Here is a 16,362-nt window from a genome sequence, read left to right as displayed (position 1 = left end):
GTTCAGGCGGTCAGCGGTGCGGCGTCGGCGCGCACGGGTGCCGGCAGGGCGGTGTCGCCCATGAGGTACTCGTCCACCGCCGCCGCGCAGGCGCGGCCCTCGGCGATCGCCCACACGATCAGGGACTGCCCGCGGCCGGCGTCGCCGGCGACGAACACGCCCGGCGTGCCGGTGGCGTAGCCGGGGGTGCGGGTGAAGCGGGTGCGCTCGTCCGCGCTCAGGCCGAGCTGGTGCACCAGGTCCCCCTGCTCGGGGCCGGTGAAGCCGATGGCCAGGAGCACCAGCTGGGCGGGCAGGTCCTGCTCGGTGCCCTCCACGGGGGTCCACACGCCGTCGACCTTGCGGACCTCGACGATGCGCAGGGCCTTCACGCGCCCGTGCTCGTCGCCGACGAGGGCCTGGGTGGAGGCGGAGAAACGTCGCTGGCCGCCCTCCTCGTGGGAGGAGGAGACGCTGAAGACCTTCGGCACCGTGGGCCACGGCTCGTTCTCGCTGCGCTCCCCCGGTGCCTTGGGGTAGATGTCCAGCTGGGTGACCGACCTCGCCCCCTGGCGCAGCGCGGTGCCGTAGCAGTCCGAGCCGGTGTCGCCGCCGCCGACGACGACGACGTCCAGGCCGGCGGCGTCGATGTAGTCGTCCGGGCGCGGCTCGCCGACGGCGACGCGGTTGGTCGGCGGCAGGTACTGCATGGCCTGGTGCACGCCGTCCAGGTCGCGGCCCGGCAGGTCGACGTCGCGCCACTGGGTGGCGCCGGTGGCCACCACGACGGCGTCGTAGCGCTCGCGCAGCTGCTCACCGGTGATGTCGGTGCCGATGTCGACGCCCGGGCGGAAGCGGGTGCCCTCGGCCTCCATCTGCGCCAGGCGCCGGTCCAGGACGGAGCGCTCCATCTTGAACTCGGGGATGCCGTAGCGCATCAGCCCGCCGACCTTGTCGTCGCGCTCGTAGACGGCGACGGTGTGACCGGCGCGGGTCAGCTGCTGGGCGGCGGCCAGGCCGGCCGGTCCGGAGCCGACCACGGCGACGGTCTTGCCGGTCAGCCGCTCCGGCGGGCGCGGCTCGAGCCAGCCGTTCTCGGCGGCCGTCTCGGCGATCATGACCTCGACCTGCTTGATGGTCACCGGCGGCTGGTTGATGCCCAGCACGCAGGCGGACTCGCACGGCGCCGGGCACAGCTTGCCGGTGAACTCCGGGAAGTTGTTCGTGGCGTGCAGGCGCTCGATGGCCTCGTGCATGTCGCCGCGGCTGACGAGGTCGTTCCACTCGGGGATGAGGTTCCCCAGCGGGCAGGCGTTGTGGCAGAAGGGGATGCCGCAGTCCATGCAGCGCCCGGCCTGGCGCTGCAGCTGGTCCTGGCTCTGCTTCTCGTGCACCTCGCGCCAGTCCATCAGGCGCAGCGGCACCGGCCGGCGCGGGGGCAGCTCGCGGTCGCGGACCTTCAGGAAACCGCGGGGATCAACCATGGGAAGCCTCCATGATGCGGGTCAGCACGGCCTCGGAGTCCGGTTCCAAACCGTCGCTGACGGCTTGGGCGCGCACCTGCAGGACGCGGCGGTAGTCCCGCGGGACGATCGTCGAGAAGCGCTGGCGCGCGGCGCCCCAGTCGGCGAGGAGCTTGGCGGCCAGCGGGGATTCGGTGTGCTCGCGGTGGGCGACGAGCAGGTCGTGCACGCGCGCGGCGGCCTCGTCGTCCATCGGCTCCACGTCGACCATGTCGCGGTTGACGCGGGACTCCTTCAGGTCCAGCACGTGGGCCAGCCCGCCGGACATGCCCGCGGCGACGTTGCGGCCGGTGCGGCCCAGGATCACGACCTCGCCGCCGGTCATGTACTCCAGCGCGTGGTCGCCGACGCCCTCCACGACGGCGGTGGCGCCGGAGTTGCGCACGCAGAAGCGCTCGCCGACCTCCCCGCGCAGGAAGATCGAGCCGGAGGTGGCGCCGTAGCCGATGACGTTGCCGGCGACGATGTCGCGCTCGCGCGAGCCGCTGGCGCGGTCCGGGCGCACCACGACGGTGCCGCCCGACAGGCCCTTGCCGACGTAGTCGTTGGTGTCGCCGAGCAGGCGCAGGGTGATGCCGCGCGGCACGAAGGCGCCCAGCGACTGCCCCGCCGAACCGGTCAGGGTGATGTCGATGGTGCCCTCGGGCAGGCCGTCCTCGCCCCAGGCCTTGGTGACCTCGTGGCCCAGCAGGGTGCCGATGGTGCGGTTGACGTTGCGCACCGGCACCTCGATGCGCACCGGGGTGCCGTCGCGCAGGGCGCTGTGGGCACGCTCGATGAGGACGTGGTCCAGCGCCTTCTCCAGGGCGTGGTCCTGCGTCTGCGTCTGGTGCAGCGAGGTGCCCTCCGGTGCGGCGGGCGCGTGCAGGATCGGCGCCAGGTCCAGCCCGGCGGCCTTCCAGTGGGCCACGGCGCGGCGGGTGTCGAGGACCTCGACGTGGCCGACGGCCTCCTCCAGCGAGCGGAAGCCGAGCTGGGCGAGGTACTCGCGCACCTCCTGCGCCAGGTACTCGAAGAAGGTCACCAGGTACTCGGCCTTGCCGGTGAACCGGGCGCGCAGCTCGGGGTTCTGGGTGGCTACGCCGACGGGACAGGTGTCCAGCTGGCACACCCGCATCATGATGCAGCCGGAGACGACCAGCGGGGCGGTGGCGAAGCCGAACTCCTCGGCGCCCAGCAGGGCGGCGATGACGACGTCGCGGCCGGTCTTCAGCTGCCCGTCGACCTGCACGGAGATGCGGTCGCGCAGGCCGTTGACGACGAGGGTCTGCTGGGTCTCGGCCAGGCCGAGCTCCCACGGGCCGCCGGCGTGCTTGAGGCTGGTCAGCGGAGCTGCGCCGGTGCCGCCGTCGTGGCCGGAGATGAGGACCACGTCGGCCTTGGCCTTGGACACGCCCGTGGCGACCGTGCCGACGCCGACCTCGGAGACGAGCTTGACGTGCACGCGCGCCGCGGGGTTGGAGTTCTTCAGGTCGTGGATGAGCTGGGCGAGGTCCTCGATGGAGTAGATGTCGTGGTGCGGCGGCGGGGAGATGAGCCCGACGCCGGGCGTGGAGTGCCGGGTCCTGGCGATGTTCGGGTAGACCTTGTGGCCGGGCAGCTGCCCGCCCTCGCCGGGCTTGGCGCCCTGAGCGACCTTGATCTGCAGGTCGGTCGCCGAGGAGAGGTAGTTGCTGGTCACGCCGAAGCGGCCGGAGGCGATCTGCTTGACCTTGGAGGTCTTCTCCGGGTCGTGCAGCCGCTCCACCTCCTCGCCGCCCTCACCGGAGTTCGAGCGCCCGCCGAGGCGGTTCATGGCGATCGCGAGGACCTCGTGGGCCTCGGCGCTGATGGAGCCGTAGCTCATCGCACCGGTGGAGAAGCGCTTGACGATCTCGCTGACCGGCTCGACCTCGTCGACGGGGACGGGTTCGCGCACGCCCTTCTTCAGCTGCAGCAGCCCGCGCAGGGTCATCAGGCGCTCGGACTGGTCGTCCACCCGGGAGGTGTACTTGCGGAAGAGGGCCTCGTTGCGCTGGCGCGTGGAGTGCTGCAGCTGGAAGACGGTCTCGGGGTCGAACAGGTGCGGCTCGCCCTCGCGGCGCCACTGGTACTCACCACCGGTCTCCAGGCGGCGGTGGGCGCGCTCCTGCCCCTCCACGGGGTAGGCGATGCGGTGGCGGCGCGCCACCTCCTCGGCGAGGACGTCCAGGCCGACCCCGCCCAGGCGGGAGGTCGTGGCGGTGAAGTACTCGTCGACGAGGGTCTGCGACAGGCCCAGGGCCTCGAAGACCTGCGCACCGCGGTAGGAGGCGACGGTGGAGATGCCCATCTTGGACATCACCTTCAGCACGCCCTTGCCGAGGGCCTTGATGAGGTTCTTCACCGCGGCCTGCGGCTCCACGCCGGTGATGACGCCGTTGCGGACCAGGTCCTCGACGGTCTCCATCGCCAGGTAGGGGTTGATGGCGGCGGCGCCGTAGCCGATGAGCAGGGCCACGTGGTGCACCTCGCGCACGTCGCCGGCCTCGACGACCAGGCCGACCTGGGTGCGCAGCTTCTGGCGCACCAGGTGGTGGTGGACGGCGGAGGTCAGCAGCAGCGAGGGGATCGGTGCCAGCTCGGCGGTGGAGTCGCGGTCGGACAGCACCACGAAGACGGCGCCGTCGGCGATGGCGCGGGAGACCTCCGCGCGGATCTCCTCGATGCGCCGGGCCAGCTCCGCGCCGCCGCCGGCCACGCGGTACAGGCCCTTGACGGTGTGGGTGGTGCGGCCCGGGTTGCGGCGGTCGCGGTCGATGTGGACGATCTTGGCGAGCTCGTCGTTGTCGATGACCGGGAAGGGCAGCACCAGCTGGTGGCAGTGCGCCGGGGTCTCCGCCAGGAAGTTCTGGTGCGGGCCGGCGATGGTGATCAGCGAGGTGACGAGCTCCTCGCGGATGGCGTCCAGCGGCGGGTTGGTGACCTGCGCGAAGAGCTGGGTGAAGTAGTCGAAGAGCAGGCGGGGGCGCTGCGAGAGCACCGCCAGGGGCGTGTCGGAGCCCATGGAGCCGATCGGCTCGGCACCGGCGCGGGCCATCGGGGCGAGGATGAGGCGCAGCTCCTCCTCGGTGTAGCCGAAGGTCTGCTGGCGGCGGGCCACCGAGGCGTGGGTGTGCACCACGTGCTCGCGCGGGGGCAGGTCGCCCAGGTGCACGACGTTCTTCAGCCACTCCGCGTACGGGCGGGCGGCGGCGAGCTCGGACTTGATCTCCTCGTCGTCGACGATGCGCCCGCGGGCGGTGTCGACGAGGAACATCTTGCCGGGGGCGACGCGGCCGCGGGCGACGACGGAGGCGGGGTCCACGTCCAGCACGCCGACCTCGCTGGCCAGGACGACCAGGCCGTCGTCGGTGACCCAGTAGCGCGAGGGGCGCAGGCCGTTGCGGTCCAGGACGCAGCCGATGAGGGTGCCGTCGGTGAAGGTGAGGTTGGCCGGCCCGTCCCAGGGCTCGGAGAACATCGAGTGGAACTCGTAGAAGGCCCGGCGGGCCGGGTCCATCTCGGTGTTGTTCTCCCACGCCTCGGGGATCATCATCAGCACCGCGTGCGGCAGGGAGCGCCCCGCCAGGTGCAGCAGCTCCAGGGCCTCGTCGAAGGAGGCGGAGTCGGAGCCCTCGGTGGCGCACACCGGGCCCAGGCGCTGCACGTCGCCGGGGATGAGGGGGGTGCTCATCTGCGACTCGCGCGCGGCCATCCAGTTGCGGTTGCCGCGCACGGTGTTGATCTCACCGTTGTGGGCGATGGTGCGGAAGGGGTGCGCCAGCGGCCACGAGGGGAAGGTGTTGGTGGAGAAGCGCGAGTGGACCAGGCCCAGCTCGCTGGTGAAGCGGCGGTCGGACAGGTCGGGGAAGAACGGCTCGAGCTGGCCGGTGGTGAGCATGCCCTTGTAGACGATCGTGCGCGCCGACAGGGAGGGGAAGTACACGCCCAGCTCCCGCTCGGCGCGCTTGCGCAGCGGGTACACGCGCCGGTCCAGGTCCAGGCCGCTCTCGCCGTCGGGGCCGGCGACGAACAGCTGCGCGAAGTGCGGCATGCAGGCGCGCGCCTGGGAGCCGACGAGGTCGGCGGTCACCGGGACCTCGCGCCAGCCCAGGACGGTCAGCGACTCCTCGGCGGCGAGCTCCTCGATGCGGGCCACGGCGGCGGCGCGCTCGGTCTCGTCCACGGGCAGGAAGGCGTTGCCGACGGCGTAGGTGCCCTTGGCGGGCAGCTCGACGCCCTGCTCGGCCGTGACGGCGCGCAGGAACTCGTCGGGGACCTGGGTGAGGATGCCGGCCCCGTCACCGGTGCTGGTCTCCGCGCCCACCGCGCCGCGGTGGTCGAGGTTGCGCAGCGCCGTCAGGGCGTGCTCGACGATGTCGTGGCCGGCTTCGCCGCGCATGGTGGCGACGAAGGCGACCCCGCAGGCGTCGTGCTCTTCACGGCGGTCGTACAGCCCGGAGCTCGGCGGCAGCGCCGAGAAGGGCAGCGGCCTGACCGGCTGCGCCGTGGTGGTCCCGGTGGTCTGCGCGGTGGTCTGCGCGAGGGGTTGCGACATGCGGTGCACCGTCCTCGGAGAGAGGTCCGGGAGGACCTCGATGGACAGGGGGTCTCTCGACGGGTCTCTTCGAGCGTGGGTCCCCTCGGAGCCGGATCGGTCTCCTCGGGGGCACGGGTGTGCTCCTGGTGGGTGCGCACCCGAACGGGGACGGCGCTGGCCCGCGTTCGCCTCACTGTAACGCCCAGGAACCCGTGCTCATTCGCACGAGAGCGTCACCGGATCACCACGACGTCGGGTGGTCGCGTTCCCGTGAGGACAGCAGCGAGGACTCGGTCACGATCGGTTCGCCGGCCCGCTGCTCAGCGTCACCGGTGGGGGGAGTGGCCGCCGGGGACTGCGGCGAGGGTACCCCGCTCGAGGGGCTCGTCCCGACCACCGGCACCGCGGTGCCGGCGGCGCGAGAGGACCAGGGCGACCACCGCGGCGAGGAAGACGACCGCCGCGACCCACTGGTTCACGCGCAGCTCGCCGATCTCGTTGGCCGGGTCGATGCGCAGCGCCTCGGTGACCGAGCGGCCGGCGGTGTACAGCGCCACGTACAGGAAGAACGCCTGCCCGTGACGAAGGTGCAGGCGGCGGTCGGCCAGCACGATGATCGCGGCCGCCAGCAGGCACCACAGGGACTCGTACAGGAACGTGGGGTGGAAGGTGCCCAGCACCACCGGCTGGCCGTCGGCCCCGGTGATCGCGCGGCCGGCGGCCTCGTCCCAGTCGTGGACGGTCAGCGCCCACGGCACGTCGGTGGCGCGGCCGTACAGCTCGTTGTTGAACCAGTTGCCCCAGCGGCCCAGGGCCTGGGCGACGAGCAGGCCGGGGGCGACCGCGTCGGCGAAGGGGGCCAGGCGGTAGCCGGCGCGCCGGCAGGCGATCCAGGCGCCCAGCGCCCCGGCGGCCACCGCGCCCCAGATGCCCAGGCCGCCCTCCCAGACGTAGAGGGCGCGCACGGGGTCCCCGTCGGGACCGAAGTACGCCTCCGGGGAGGTGATCACGTGGTACAGGCGGGCGCCGACGACGCCCAGGGGCACCGCCCACACCGCCACGTCCAGGGGGAAGTCGGGGTTGCCGCCCTTGGCGCGCCAGCGCCGGGAGGTGATCCACAGGCCGGCGACGATGCCGGCGAGGATGCACAGCGCGTACGCGCGCACCGGCACCGGCCCCAGGTACCACACGCTCTGGGTGGGGCTGGGCAGCGCGGCGGGAAGGGTCGCGGGCAGGGCGGTGATCACGGCGAGTCCGTCCCGGTGGAGGTCGCGGTGGAGGTCCCGGTGGCCTGGGCGACCTGCTCGCGCAGGTAGTCGCCGGCGTCCGGGTCCAGCAGCTGCCCGGTCTCCAGCGTGCGGGTCTCGCCGCCGTCGGGGGTGAGCTGCACGGTGGGGGTGCCTTCGACGCCCGCCTCGGCCATCGACTCCTGCACGCGGCGCACGTAGCCGAGGTAGGTGTCCTCCTCCACGGCCTGCGACCACGCCTGGAGGTCCGTCACCCCGGCGGCCTCGGCCGCGGCGCGCAGCTCCTCGTCGGTGTACCCGGTGCCCTCGCGCTCGGGCTGGCGGGCGAAGACCTCCTCGCTGTACTCGGCGAAGCGGCCCTGGGCGTCGGCGGCGGCCGCGCCCTCCGCGGCGCGGGTGGAGGAGTCGTTGCCGAGGTTCTGGTCGAGGAAGCTGAGGGTGTGCACGACCACGCGGGCCTGCCCGGAGGCGGCCAGCTCCTGCAGGTCGTCGCCGGCGGCGGCCTCGAAGTCGGCGCAGAACGGGCACTGGTAGTCCAGCCAGACGTCCAGCGTGGGTGCGCCGGGCGCGGCGTCACCGGCCAGCAGGTAGCCGCCGTCGGGGGCGGTGGCCGAGGGCGGGGTGGCGCCCTCGGCGGTGGCGTCGTCGCCCTGGCGCGCCACCACCACGGCGACGACCGCCACGAGCGCGAGGAGCACCACGACGGCGGCGCTGACCAGCAGCACCCGGCGACGGCGCTCGCGCGCCAGTTCCTGCTGCCGCAGCGCGGCGGCCCTGGCGCGGCGCGCCTGGGCGGCGTCCTCCGGCCGGCCGGCGCGGGCGGGGTGGCCGCCTGGTCGCTTCTTGCTCAACGCTCGTCCCCTCGCAGGCGCCCGCGCACCGCGCGGGCGGTCGTCGGCCCGTTCCTCGTGCTCCCGGTTCTCGCGCCCGGGGCCGGCGCTCAGGCGCTGCGCACGCCGCGGGCCAGGTCCTCGGCCAGCTCCCCCACCGCGCGGGCGCCCTCGGCGGCCGAGCCGGCCTCCAGCAGTCGCGCCACGAACGCCGAGCCGACGATGACGCCGTCGGCGTACCCGGCGACCTGCGCGGCCTGCTCCGGCGTGGACACGCCCAGCCCGACGCAGACGCGTTCGGCACCGGCGGCGCGGGTGCGCTCGACCAGCCGGGCCGCGCCGGCGCCCACCGCGGTGCGCGCACCGGTGACGCCCATGGTGGAGGCGGCGTAGACGAAACCGCGGCAGGCGGCGGCCGTGGAGGCCAGGCGGGCGTCGGTGGAGCTGGGGGCGACGAGGAAGACGCGCTCGAGGTCGTGCTCGTCGCTGGCGGCGATCCACCCGGCGGCCTCGTCGGGGATCAGGTCGGGGGTGATGAGCCCGGCGGCGCCGGCGGAGGCCAGGTCGGCGGCGAAGCGGTCCACGCCGTAGCGGTCCACCGGTGGCCAGTACGTCATGACCAGCACGGCCGCGCCGGTGGCGGCCACCTGCTCCACCGCGCGCAGCACGTCGGCGGGGCGGGTGCGCGCTCGCAGCGCCGCCTCCACGGCCCGCTGGATGGTCGGCCCGTCCATCGTGGGGTCGGAGTAGGGCAGGCCCAGCTCCACCACGTCCGCTCCCCCGGCGACGGCCGCCTTCGCGGCCGCGACGCTCGCGTCGAGGTCGGGGAAGCCGACCGGCAGGTAGGCCACCAGGGCCGCGCGGCCCTCGGCCCTCGCGCGGTCCACCGCGGCGGCGGCGGTGCCCGCTCGGGGCGCGGCCGCGCCGCCCGCCACCGTGCCGTCCGTGCTCGTGCCGTCCGTGCTCGTCCGCTCGCTCGTGGTGCTCACCAGCCCGCTCCCTCGGTGCGCTGCGGCGCGTCGGCGACGCGCTCGGCCTCGGACGCCACCAGGTCGGCGTCGCTGACCAGGTCGAACCAGCGGGCGGCGGTGTCCACGTCCTTGTCGCCGCGGCCGGAGAGGTTCACCAGCAGCACGGCGTCCGGGCCGAGCTCGCGGCCCAGCTGCAGCGCGCCGGCCAGGGCGTGGGAGCTCTCGATGGCCGGGATGATGCCCTCGGTGCGGCACAGCAGCCGGAAGGCGTCCATCGCCTGCGCGTCGGTGACCGGGTGGTAGGCGGCGCGACCACCGGCCGCCAGCCAGGCGTGCTCGGGGCCGACGCCCGGGTAGTCCAGGCCCGCGGAGATCGAGTGCGACTCGATCGTCTGCCCGTCCTCGTCCTGCATGACGAACTGGCGCGCGCCCTGGAAGACGCCCGTGACGCCGGCGGTGATGGGGGCGGCGTGGCGGCCGGTCTCGAGACCGTCGCCGCCGGCCTCGTACCCGTGCAGGGCGACCTGCGGGTCGTCGAGGAAGGCGTGGAAGATGCCGATGGCGTTCGAGCCGCCGCCCACGCACGCGCACACGGCGTCCGGCAGGCGGCCGGTCAGCTCCAGCACCTGCGCGCGCGCCTCCAGGCCGATGACGCGCTGGTAGTCGCGCACCAGGACGGGGAAGGGGTGCGGACCGGCGACGGTGCCGAAGGCGTAGTGGGTGGTCTCCACCGAGGCGACCCAGTCGCGGAAGGCCTCGTTGACGGCGTCCTTCAGGGTGCGGCTGCCGGCGGTGACGGGCACCACGGTGGCGCCCAGCAGGCGCATGCGCGCCACGTTCAGCGCCTGGCGGCGGGTGTCCTCCTCGCCCATGTAGACCGTGCACTCCAGGCCCATCAGGGCCGCGGCGGTGGCGGTGGCCACGCCGTGCTGGCCTGCGCCGGTCTCGGCGATGACGCGCGTCTTGCCCATCCGCTTCGTCAGCAGGGCCTGGCCGAGCACGTTGTTGATCTTGTGCGAGCCGGTGTGGTTGAGGTCCTCGCGCTTGAGCAGCACGGTGGCGCCGCCGGCGTGCTCGGCGAAGCGCGGCACGGGCGTGAGGATGCTGGGCCGGCCCGAGTAGGTGCGGTGCAGCTCGGCGAGCTCGGCGAGGAAGGACTCGTCGGCCATGGCGGCGGTGTGGGCGGCCTCGATCTCGTCGAGGGCGGCCACCAGCGCCTCGGGCACGAAGCGCCCGCCGAAGGCGCCGAAGTAGGGGCCGCGCTCGGCGGCCAGGCCGGTGGCGGGGACGGGCTGCTCCTGCGCGCGGGCGACGGGGGCGCTCACGGGCGCACCGCCTGCACCGCCGGGTGGGCGCCGGCGGCGACCAGGTCCGCCACGGCGCGGCGCGGGTCGTCCCCGCGCACCAGGGTCTCCCCCACCAGCACCGCGTCGGCGCCGGCGCGGGCGAACTCGACCACGTCGTGCGGGCCCTGGACGCCGGACTCGGCGATCTTGACGACACCGGCGGGGATCAGGGGCGCCAGCTCGGCGAACGTGGAGTTGTTCACCCGCAGCGTCTTCAGGTCCCGGTTGTTCACCCCGACGACGCGGGCGTCGGCGGCCACCGCGCGCTCGACCTCCTCGGCGGTGTGCACCTCCACCAGCGCCGTCATGCCCAGGGAGTGCGTGCGCTCGACGAGGGAGACCAGGGCCTCCTGCTCGAGGGCCGCGACGATCAGCAGGACGACGTCGGCGCCGAAGGCGCGCGCCTCCCACAGCTGGTAGGAGCCGACGACGAAGTCCTTGCGCAGCACCGGCACGTCCACCGCGCAGCGCACCGCGCGCAGGTCGGCCAGGCTGCCGCCGAAGCGGCGCTGCTCGGTCAGGACGCTGATGACGGTGGCGCCACCGGCCTCGTACTGGCGGGCCAGCTCGGCCGGGTCGGGGATCTGGGCGAGCGCTCCCTTGGAGGGGCTGGCGCGCTTGACCTCGGCGATGACCTTCACGCCGCGCTGCTCGCTGTCGCGCGGGCGCAGCAGCGCCGCGGCGTCCTTGGCGGGCACCTGCCGGTGCGCGCGCTCCTTCAGCTCGGCCAGCGAGGTGCGGGCCTGCCGCTCGGCCAGGTCTTCGCGCACTCCGGCGAGGATGTCGTCGAGGACGGTCACGTCCTGAAGGGTAGTCCCCGCCGCGCCCGCGCCGACGCCGGTCCCGCACCGGCCCGGCGCCGCACGACCCGGCGGACGGCCCGGTGGGACCGCGGGGCCGGACGGGGCGGTCTCAGCGCCCCGGGCGGCTGGCGACCACGGGGTCCCCGGAGTCGGTCGTGACGCCGCGGCCGGTCTTGGAGAGCACGTAGGCGACCACGAGCGAGGCGAGGATGACGACCCCGCCGATGATCCCCCACAGCAGGCTGGTGAACACCACGGCCAGGGACAGGATCAGGAACCCGACCAGGGCGGTGCCGACACCGGCCCACCCCGCGACGCTGTGGCCGTGGCCGTGCTCGTCGGCGGGGGCGGCGTGCGTGGTCTCGGGCTGCTGGCTGGTCACCGTGGTGCTCCTCGGGCGTGGCGGGGGGTGGTGCTCCCACGGTACCGGCCCGGCACCGCGGCCGCCGGGGAGGGCGCGGTGCCGGGGAGGGCGCGAGGGCGCAGGCCGCGGGGCGGGGCGCGCGTCAGCGGGTGGGGTCGTCCCCGCGGGTCAGGGAGTCCCAGGCGGCCGCCGGGTCGGCCGAGGCGGCGGCGGGTCCGGCCGCCCCGGGGCGAGCGCCGGCCGCGTCGCGCTCGTGGCGGCTGGAGGAGGCCCAGGAGCGCCCGCGCACCAGCGCGGCGGCGCCCCCGGCGGCGGCCAGCACCCCGCCCCCGGCGCACACCAGCGGCCACGCTGAGGCCTCCACGCGCTGCACGGGCGGCTCGCTCAGGCCGCTGACCGCGCGCGCCGGCGCGGTCAGCGCCTGCTGCGGGGAGGCGAGCACCGCCAGCGCCGCGGCGGCGGTGCCCGCACCGGCCAGGAGCAGCACCAGGGCCGCCGCCGACCGGGCGGCGCGCCGGCCCAGCGAGCAGGCCACCACGGCCGCCAGGGACACCAGCGCCAGCGCGGTCGCCACGGGCGCGGCCTCGCGGCCGGCGGCGGCCACCTCGCGCGCCCCGGCGGCGGTGCTCACCGCGCCCTGCACCCAGGTGGGGGCGCCGGCCACCAGGGCCAGGACGGCGCCGGCGGCACCGGCCAGCAGCGCGGCGGCCCGCCCCCCCCGGCCGGTGCGGTCCCGCCCGGCGCCGGGGGCGCCTGCGCCGCCGGGGGGAGCCGGCGCCGTGCTCACGGGCGGGCGCCGGTGGCGGCGGGCAGCTGCACCGCGTCGAAGCAGGTGCGCTCGCCGGTGTGGCAGGCGGCGCCGACCTGGTCGACCTCCACCAGGAGCGCGTCGCCGTCGCAGTCCAGGGAGACGCGCTTGACCCACTGCACGTGCCCGGAGGTGTCGCCCTTGCGCCACAGGCCGCGGCGGCTGCGCGAGTAGTAGGTGGCCCGGCCGGTGCTCAGCGTGTGCGCCAGGGCGGTGTCGTCCATCCAGGCGACCATGAGCACCTCGCGGGTGTCGTGCTGCTGCACCACGGCGCAGACCAGGCCGGCGGGGTCGCGCTTGAGGAGGGCGGCCACCCGCGGGTCCAGCGCGAGGGGCGCGGGCGCGGCGGCGGGGTCGGCGGCGGGGTCGGCGGTGGACGCGGCGGTGGGATCGGCGGGCACGTGCCTCATGGTCGCACCGGCCTGTGCGAGCATCGCGCCGTGCCCGGACCCGATGCCGCCCGAGAACGCGACGGACTGTGCGACGACGCGCTGCGCGCCGGACCGCGAGCGCCCACGCTGTGCGAGGGGTGGGCGGTGCGGGACCTGCTGGTGCACCTGGCGGTGCGCGACGGTCGGGTGGACGTGCTGGCCGGGGAGGCGCTGGGGCGGGCGGTGCCCTCGCTGGGGGCGCACGCGCAGCGGGTGCGCTCGCAGTGGCTGCAGGAGCCGTTCGAGGCGCTGGTGCAGCGGGTGCGCTCGGGTCCGCCGTCGCGCAGCCCGGCGCGCTGGCGGCCGGTGGCGCAGGTGGTCAACGGCGTGGAGTTCTTCGTGCACCGCGAGGACGTGCGGCGGGCGCAGGGCGGCTGGCAGCCGCGGGAGCTGACGCGCGAGGAGTCGGCGGGGCTGTGGCGGGCGGTGCGGCTGCTGGCGCGCGCGGCGTACCGGCGTTCGCCGGTGGGGGTGGTGCTGGTCAGCGAGCTGGGGCCGCGCGCGGTGGTGCGCGACGGTGCGGTGTCGGTCGCCGTGCGCGGTGAGCCGCAGGAGCTGCTGCTGCACGCGTTCGGGCGGCGCTCGCACGCGCTGGTGGAGGTGGACGGTGCGCCGGACGCGGTGCGGGCGTTCACCGAGGCGTTCCCGCCCGGCGCCTAGCGCGCCCAGGTCGCAGGGTCGCCGGGTGCCGGGTCCGGTCAGCGCACGGGGGCGCCGCCGGCGCGCAGGGCGTCCTTGACCTGGCCGATGCTCAGCTGCTGGAAGTGGAAGACGCTGGCGGCCAGGACGGCGTCGGCGCCGGCGGCGACGGCCGGGGGGAAGTGCTCCACGGCGCCGGCGCCGCCGCTGGCGACGAGGGGGACGCTGACGCGGGCGCGCACGGCGGTGAGCATCTGCAGGTCGAAGCCGGCGCCGGTGCCGTCGGCGTCCATGGAGTTCAGCAGGATCTCGCCGGCGCCGAGCTCGGCGGCGCGCTCGGCCCACCGCACGGCGTCCAGGCCGGTGCCGCGGCGGCCGCCGTGGGTGGTGACCTCGAAGCCGGAGGGCGTGGTGGGCTGCCCGGGGAGGGTGCGGCGGGCGTCGACGGACAGGACGAGGACCTGGGAGCCGAAGCGCTCGGCGATCTCGGTGATGAGCTCGGGGCGGGCGATGGCGGCGGTGTTGACGCCGACCTTGTCGGCGCCGGCGCGCAGGAGGCGCTCGACGTCGGTGACCGAGCGCACGCCGCCGCCGACGGTCAGGGGGATGAAGACCTGCTCGGCGGTGCGCGAGACGACCTCGTAGGTGGTCTCGCGCGAGCCGGAGGAGGCGGTGACGTCGAGGAAGGTGAGCTCGTCGGCGCCCTCGGCGTCGTAGCGGCGGGCGAGCTCGACGGGGTCCCCGGCGTCGCGCAGGTCGGCGAAGTTGACGCCCTTGACGACGCGGCCGGCGTCGACGTCGAGGCAGGGGATGACACGGACGGCGACGCTCACGGCAGGAGGGTAGTGGGCGCCGGGCGGCAGCGGCGCCGCCCCGTGCGCTGCCGGTAGCGTCGGGCGGGTGACGAGCGCGGACAGCGGGGCGCTGCCCCTGCGGACGGTCGACCCCGCCGACGCGGAGGCGGTGGCGGCGTGGTCGCGGGTGCCGCAGGTGGTGTTCATGCGGCCGGTGCCGGAGGACGCCGACCGCGCGGCGCTGGAGTCGGTGGAGCGGATGGCCGGTCACCGCCTGTCGGGGGTGGTGGACGCCGGTCGCTGGGTGGCCACGTACCGCTCGTTCGACTCGGAGCTGACGCTGCCGGGGACGGGACCGGTGTCGGTGAACGCGGTCTCGACGGTGACGGTGCTGCCCACGCACCGCCGGCGCGGGCTGCTGCGGCGGATGATCGGTGAGGACCTGCGCCGGGCGCGGGAGGCGGGGCACGCGCTGGCGGTGCTCATCGCGGCGGAGGCGCCCATCTACGGGCGCTTCGGGTTCGGGGCGGCGACGGCGTCGGCGAACCTGGTGGTGGACGCCGGTTCGCTGCGCTTCCGCGCGGACGCACCCGGTGGTCGCGGCGGGGCCGGGGGCCTGGAGCTGGTGGAGCCGTCGGCGGTGTGGCGGGAGCTGGCCGCGGTGCACGACGCGTCCCGCCGGGCGCGGCCGGGCGGGCTGCTGCGCGAGGACGTGTGGTGGCGGCAGTGGACCCGGCCGGGTGCGCGGGGAGCGCTGGGGCCGCGGGCGCACGTGGTGCTGCACCGCGACGGTGACGGGCGCGCGGACGGGTACGCCGCCTACGAGGTGAGCGAGGAGTGGGCCGGGCGGGTCTCGCGGTGCTCGGCGCGCGTGCTGGACCTGCACGCGGCCTCCCCCGGCGCCTACCGGGACCTGTGGGGGTTCCTGGCCTCGCTGGACTGGGTGCGCACGCTGCACGCCGCGGACCGGCCGGTGGACGAGCCGCTGCCGCTGCTGCTGGAGGACCCGCGGGCGGTGCAGCGCACCGCGGTGGACGACTTCCTGTGGGTGCGGCCCCTGGACGCGGCCGGGGCGCTGGCGGCGCGCAGGTACCTGGGGTGCGGTTCGCTGGTGCTGCGGGTGCTGGACGAGGGCGGCCCGGCGGCGGCGACGGTGCGCGTGCACGTGGACCCGCAGCGCTGCGGGGACGACGGGTGGACGTGCGCGGAGGTGACCGCGACGTCGCAGGAGCCGGACGTGGTGCTGGGCGCGGCGGAGCTGGGGGCGCTGCTGCTGGGCGGGACCTCGGCGGTGGCGCTGGCGGCGGCCGGGCGGGTGGTGGGCTCGCCGTCGGCGGTGCAGCAGCTGCAGTCGCTGCTGGCGACGCCCCGGGCGCCGTGGTGCCCCACGTGGTTCTAGGCGCCTCGTGGTCGTAGGCCCCTCGGGGGTGCCGGCCGGCGACGCCGGGGCGGGCGGTGGCGCGGGCGCCGTGGGCACCGGGCAGGTGGTGCGGCTGCTGGCCTCGCGCGTGGCGGCGGCGCCGCGCCCGCCGGCCGGGCCGCGGCTGGTGGCCGTGGACGGGCGCTCCGGCAGCGGCAAGACCCACCTGGCGGGTGCGCTGGCGGCGCACCTGGGGGCACCGGTGCTGCACCTGGACGAGCTGTACCCCGGCTGGGACGGGCTGGCCGAGGGGGTGGGGGTGCTGGAGCGGGAGGTGCTGGTGCCGGTGCGCGCCGGGCGCGCGAGCGCGCCGCGTCGCTGGGACTGGCCGCGGGAGCGGTGGGGCGAGCCGGTGTCGCTGCCGGCGCCGGAGGCGGCGGTGCTGGTCGTCGAGGGCGTGGGGGCGGGGTGCACCGCGGTGCGCGCGGACGTGCTGGTGTGGGTGGAGGCGGCGGAGCCGGTGCGCCGGCGGCGCGCCCTGGACCGCGACGGGGCGGTGTTCGCGCCGCACTGGCGGCGGTGGGCGGCGCAGGAGGAGGCGCTGTTCGCGGCGCACGACGTGCGCGCGGCCGCGGACGTGGTGCTGGGCAGCGACCCGTCGGCGGACGCGGGGAGCCCGGCCGCCGGCGGAGTGCGCTGGCGGGTGCTGGAGGGCTGACCGCCCGGC

14 protein-coding genes are annotated in these 16,362 nt (G+C 75.8%); 3 read left to right on the top strand and 11 right to left on the bottom strand.

Going from position 1 to position 16,362, the window contains the following annotated elements:
• Positions 1-2: 2 nt before the first annotated feature.
• The 10 genes from V9U69_RS06585 to hisI all read right to left on the bottom strand — a co-directional run bounded on the left by V9U69_RS06585 (position 3) and on the right by hisI (position 12,812).
• Positions 3-1,463, bottom strand: a complete 1,461-nt coding sequence (locus tag V9U69_RS06585) for a glutamate synthase subunit beta (RefSeq protein WP_337060605.1) — start codon at positions 1,461-1,463, stop codon at positions 3-5.
• The gene (gltB, locus tag V9U69_RS06580) at positions 1,456-6,060 is read right to left on the bottom strand and encodes a glutamate synthase large subunit (protein ID WP_337060603.1); all 4,605 of its coding nucleotides are present in this window, start codon (positions 6,058-6,060) and stop codon (positions 1,456-1,458) included. Before gltB ends, V9U69_RS06585 begins: the two co-directional genes overlap by 8 nt.
• Before the next feature lie 308 nt (positions 6,061-6,368).
• The gene (lgt, locus tag V9U69_RS06575) at positions 6,369-7,289 is read right to left on the bottom strand and encodes a prolipoprotein diacylglyceryl transferase (RefSeq protein ID WP_337060601.1); all 921 of its coding nucleotides are present in this window, start codon (positions 7,287-7,289) and stop codon (positions 6,369-6,371) included.
• Complete coding sequence (locus V9U69_RS06570) at positions 7,286-8,140, bottom strand: DsbA family protein (protein WP_337060599.1); 855 nt, start codon at positions 8,138-8,140, stop codon at positions 7,286-7,288. The genes lgt and V9U69_RS06570 overlap by 4 nt, the downstream gene beginning before the upstream one ends.
• A gap of 89 nt (positions 8,141-8,229) precedes the next feature.
• Positions 8,230-9,054, bottom strand: a complete 825-nt coding sequence (gene trpA / locus V9U69_RS06565; RefSeq protein WP_442907638.1) for a tryptophan synthase subunit alpha — start codon at positions 9,052-9,054, stop codon at positions 8,230-8,232.
• A 50-nt stretch (positions 9,055-9,104) separates the two neighbouring features.
• Positions 9,105-10,415, bottom strand: coding sequence for a tryptophan synthase subunit beta (trpB, locus tag V9U69_RS06560; RefSeq protein WP_442907624.1), 1,311 nt, complete (start codon positions 10,413-10,415; stop codon positions 9,105-9,107).
• Entirely contained in the window at positions 10,412-11,236 is an 825-nt protein-coding gene (gene trpC, locus V9U69_RS06555; RefSeq protein WP_337060596.1) for an indole-3-glycerol phosphate synthase TrpC, read from the bottom strand. The genes trpB and trpC overlap by 4 nt, the downstream gene beginning before the upstream one ends.
• A 112-nt stretch (positions 11,237-11,348) precedes the next feature.
• Positions 11,349-11,621: an HGxxPAAW family protein gene (locus V9U69_RS06550; RefSeq protein WP_337060595.1), complete on the bottom strand. Its 273-nt coding sequence runs from the start codon at positions 11,619-11,621 to the stop codon at positions 11,349-11,351.
• Between the two features lie 124 nt (positions 11,622-11,745).
• A complete protein-coding gene (locus tag V9U69_RS06545) occupies positions 11,746-12,390 on the bottom strand; it encodes a Trp biosynthesis-associated membrane protein (RefSeq protein WP_337060594.1) in 645 nt (214 codons plus the stop codon).
• On the bottom strand, positions 12,387-12,812 hold the full coding sequence (gene hisI, locus V9U69_RS06540; RefSeq protein ID WP_337060593.1) for a phosphoribosyl-AMP cyclohydrolase: 426 nt from the start codon (positions 12,810-12,812) through the stop codon (positions 12,387-12,389). The genes V9U69_RS06545 and hisI overlap by 4 nt, the downstream gene beginning before the upstream one ends.
• Before the next feature lie 39 nt (positions 12,813-12,851).
• Here hisI and V9U69_RS06535 point away from each other — a divergent pair, with 39 nt between their 5' ends.
• Positions 12,852-13,502 (top strand): TIGR03085 family metal-binding protein, encoded by a 651-nt coding sequence (locus tag V9U69_RS06535; RefSeq protein WP_337060591.1) that lies wholly within the window; start codon positions 12,852-12,854, stop codon positions 13,500-13,502.
• Between the two features lie 38 nt (positions 13,503-13,540).
• Here the strand turns inward: V9U69_RS06535 and hisF are convergent, their stop codons facing one another.
• Positions 13,541-14,314, bottom strand: coding sequence for an imidazole glycerol phosphate synthase subunit HisF (gene hisF / locus V9U69_RS06530; protein WP_337060590.1), 774 nt, complete (start codon positions 14,312-14,314; stop codon positions 13,541-13,543).
• Positions 14,315-14,381: 67 nt separating this feature from the next.
• Between hisF and V9U69_RS06525 the strand changes: the two genes are divergently transcribed.
• Complete coding sequence (locus V9U69_RS06525) at positions 14,382-15,674, top strand: GNAT family N-acetyltransferase (RefSeq protein ID WP_337060589.1); 1,293 nt, start codon at positions 14,382-14,384, stop codon at positions 15,672-15,674.
• A 7-nt stretch (positions 15,675-15,681) separates the two neighbouring features.
• Entirely contained in the window at positions 15,682-16,353 is a 672-nt protein-coding gene (locus tag V9U69_RS06520; RefSeq protein ID WP_337060587.1) for a hypothetical protein, read from the top strand.
• The last annotated feature ends 9 nt before the right edge of the window (positions 16,354-16,362 follow it).

The sequence above is a fragment of the Kineococcus sp. G2 genome (genome assembly GCF_037154035.1).
Lineage (GTDB): Bacteria > Actinomycetota > Actinomycetes > Actinomycetales > Kineococcaceae > Kineococcus.
Note: the sequence above shows the minus strand (reverse complement) of the source record. Positions and strands in the feature narration are given on the sequence as shown.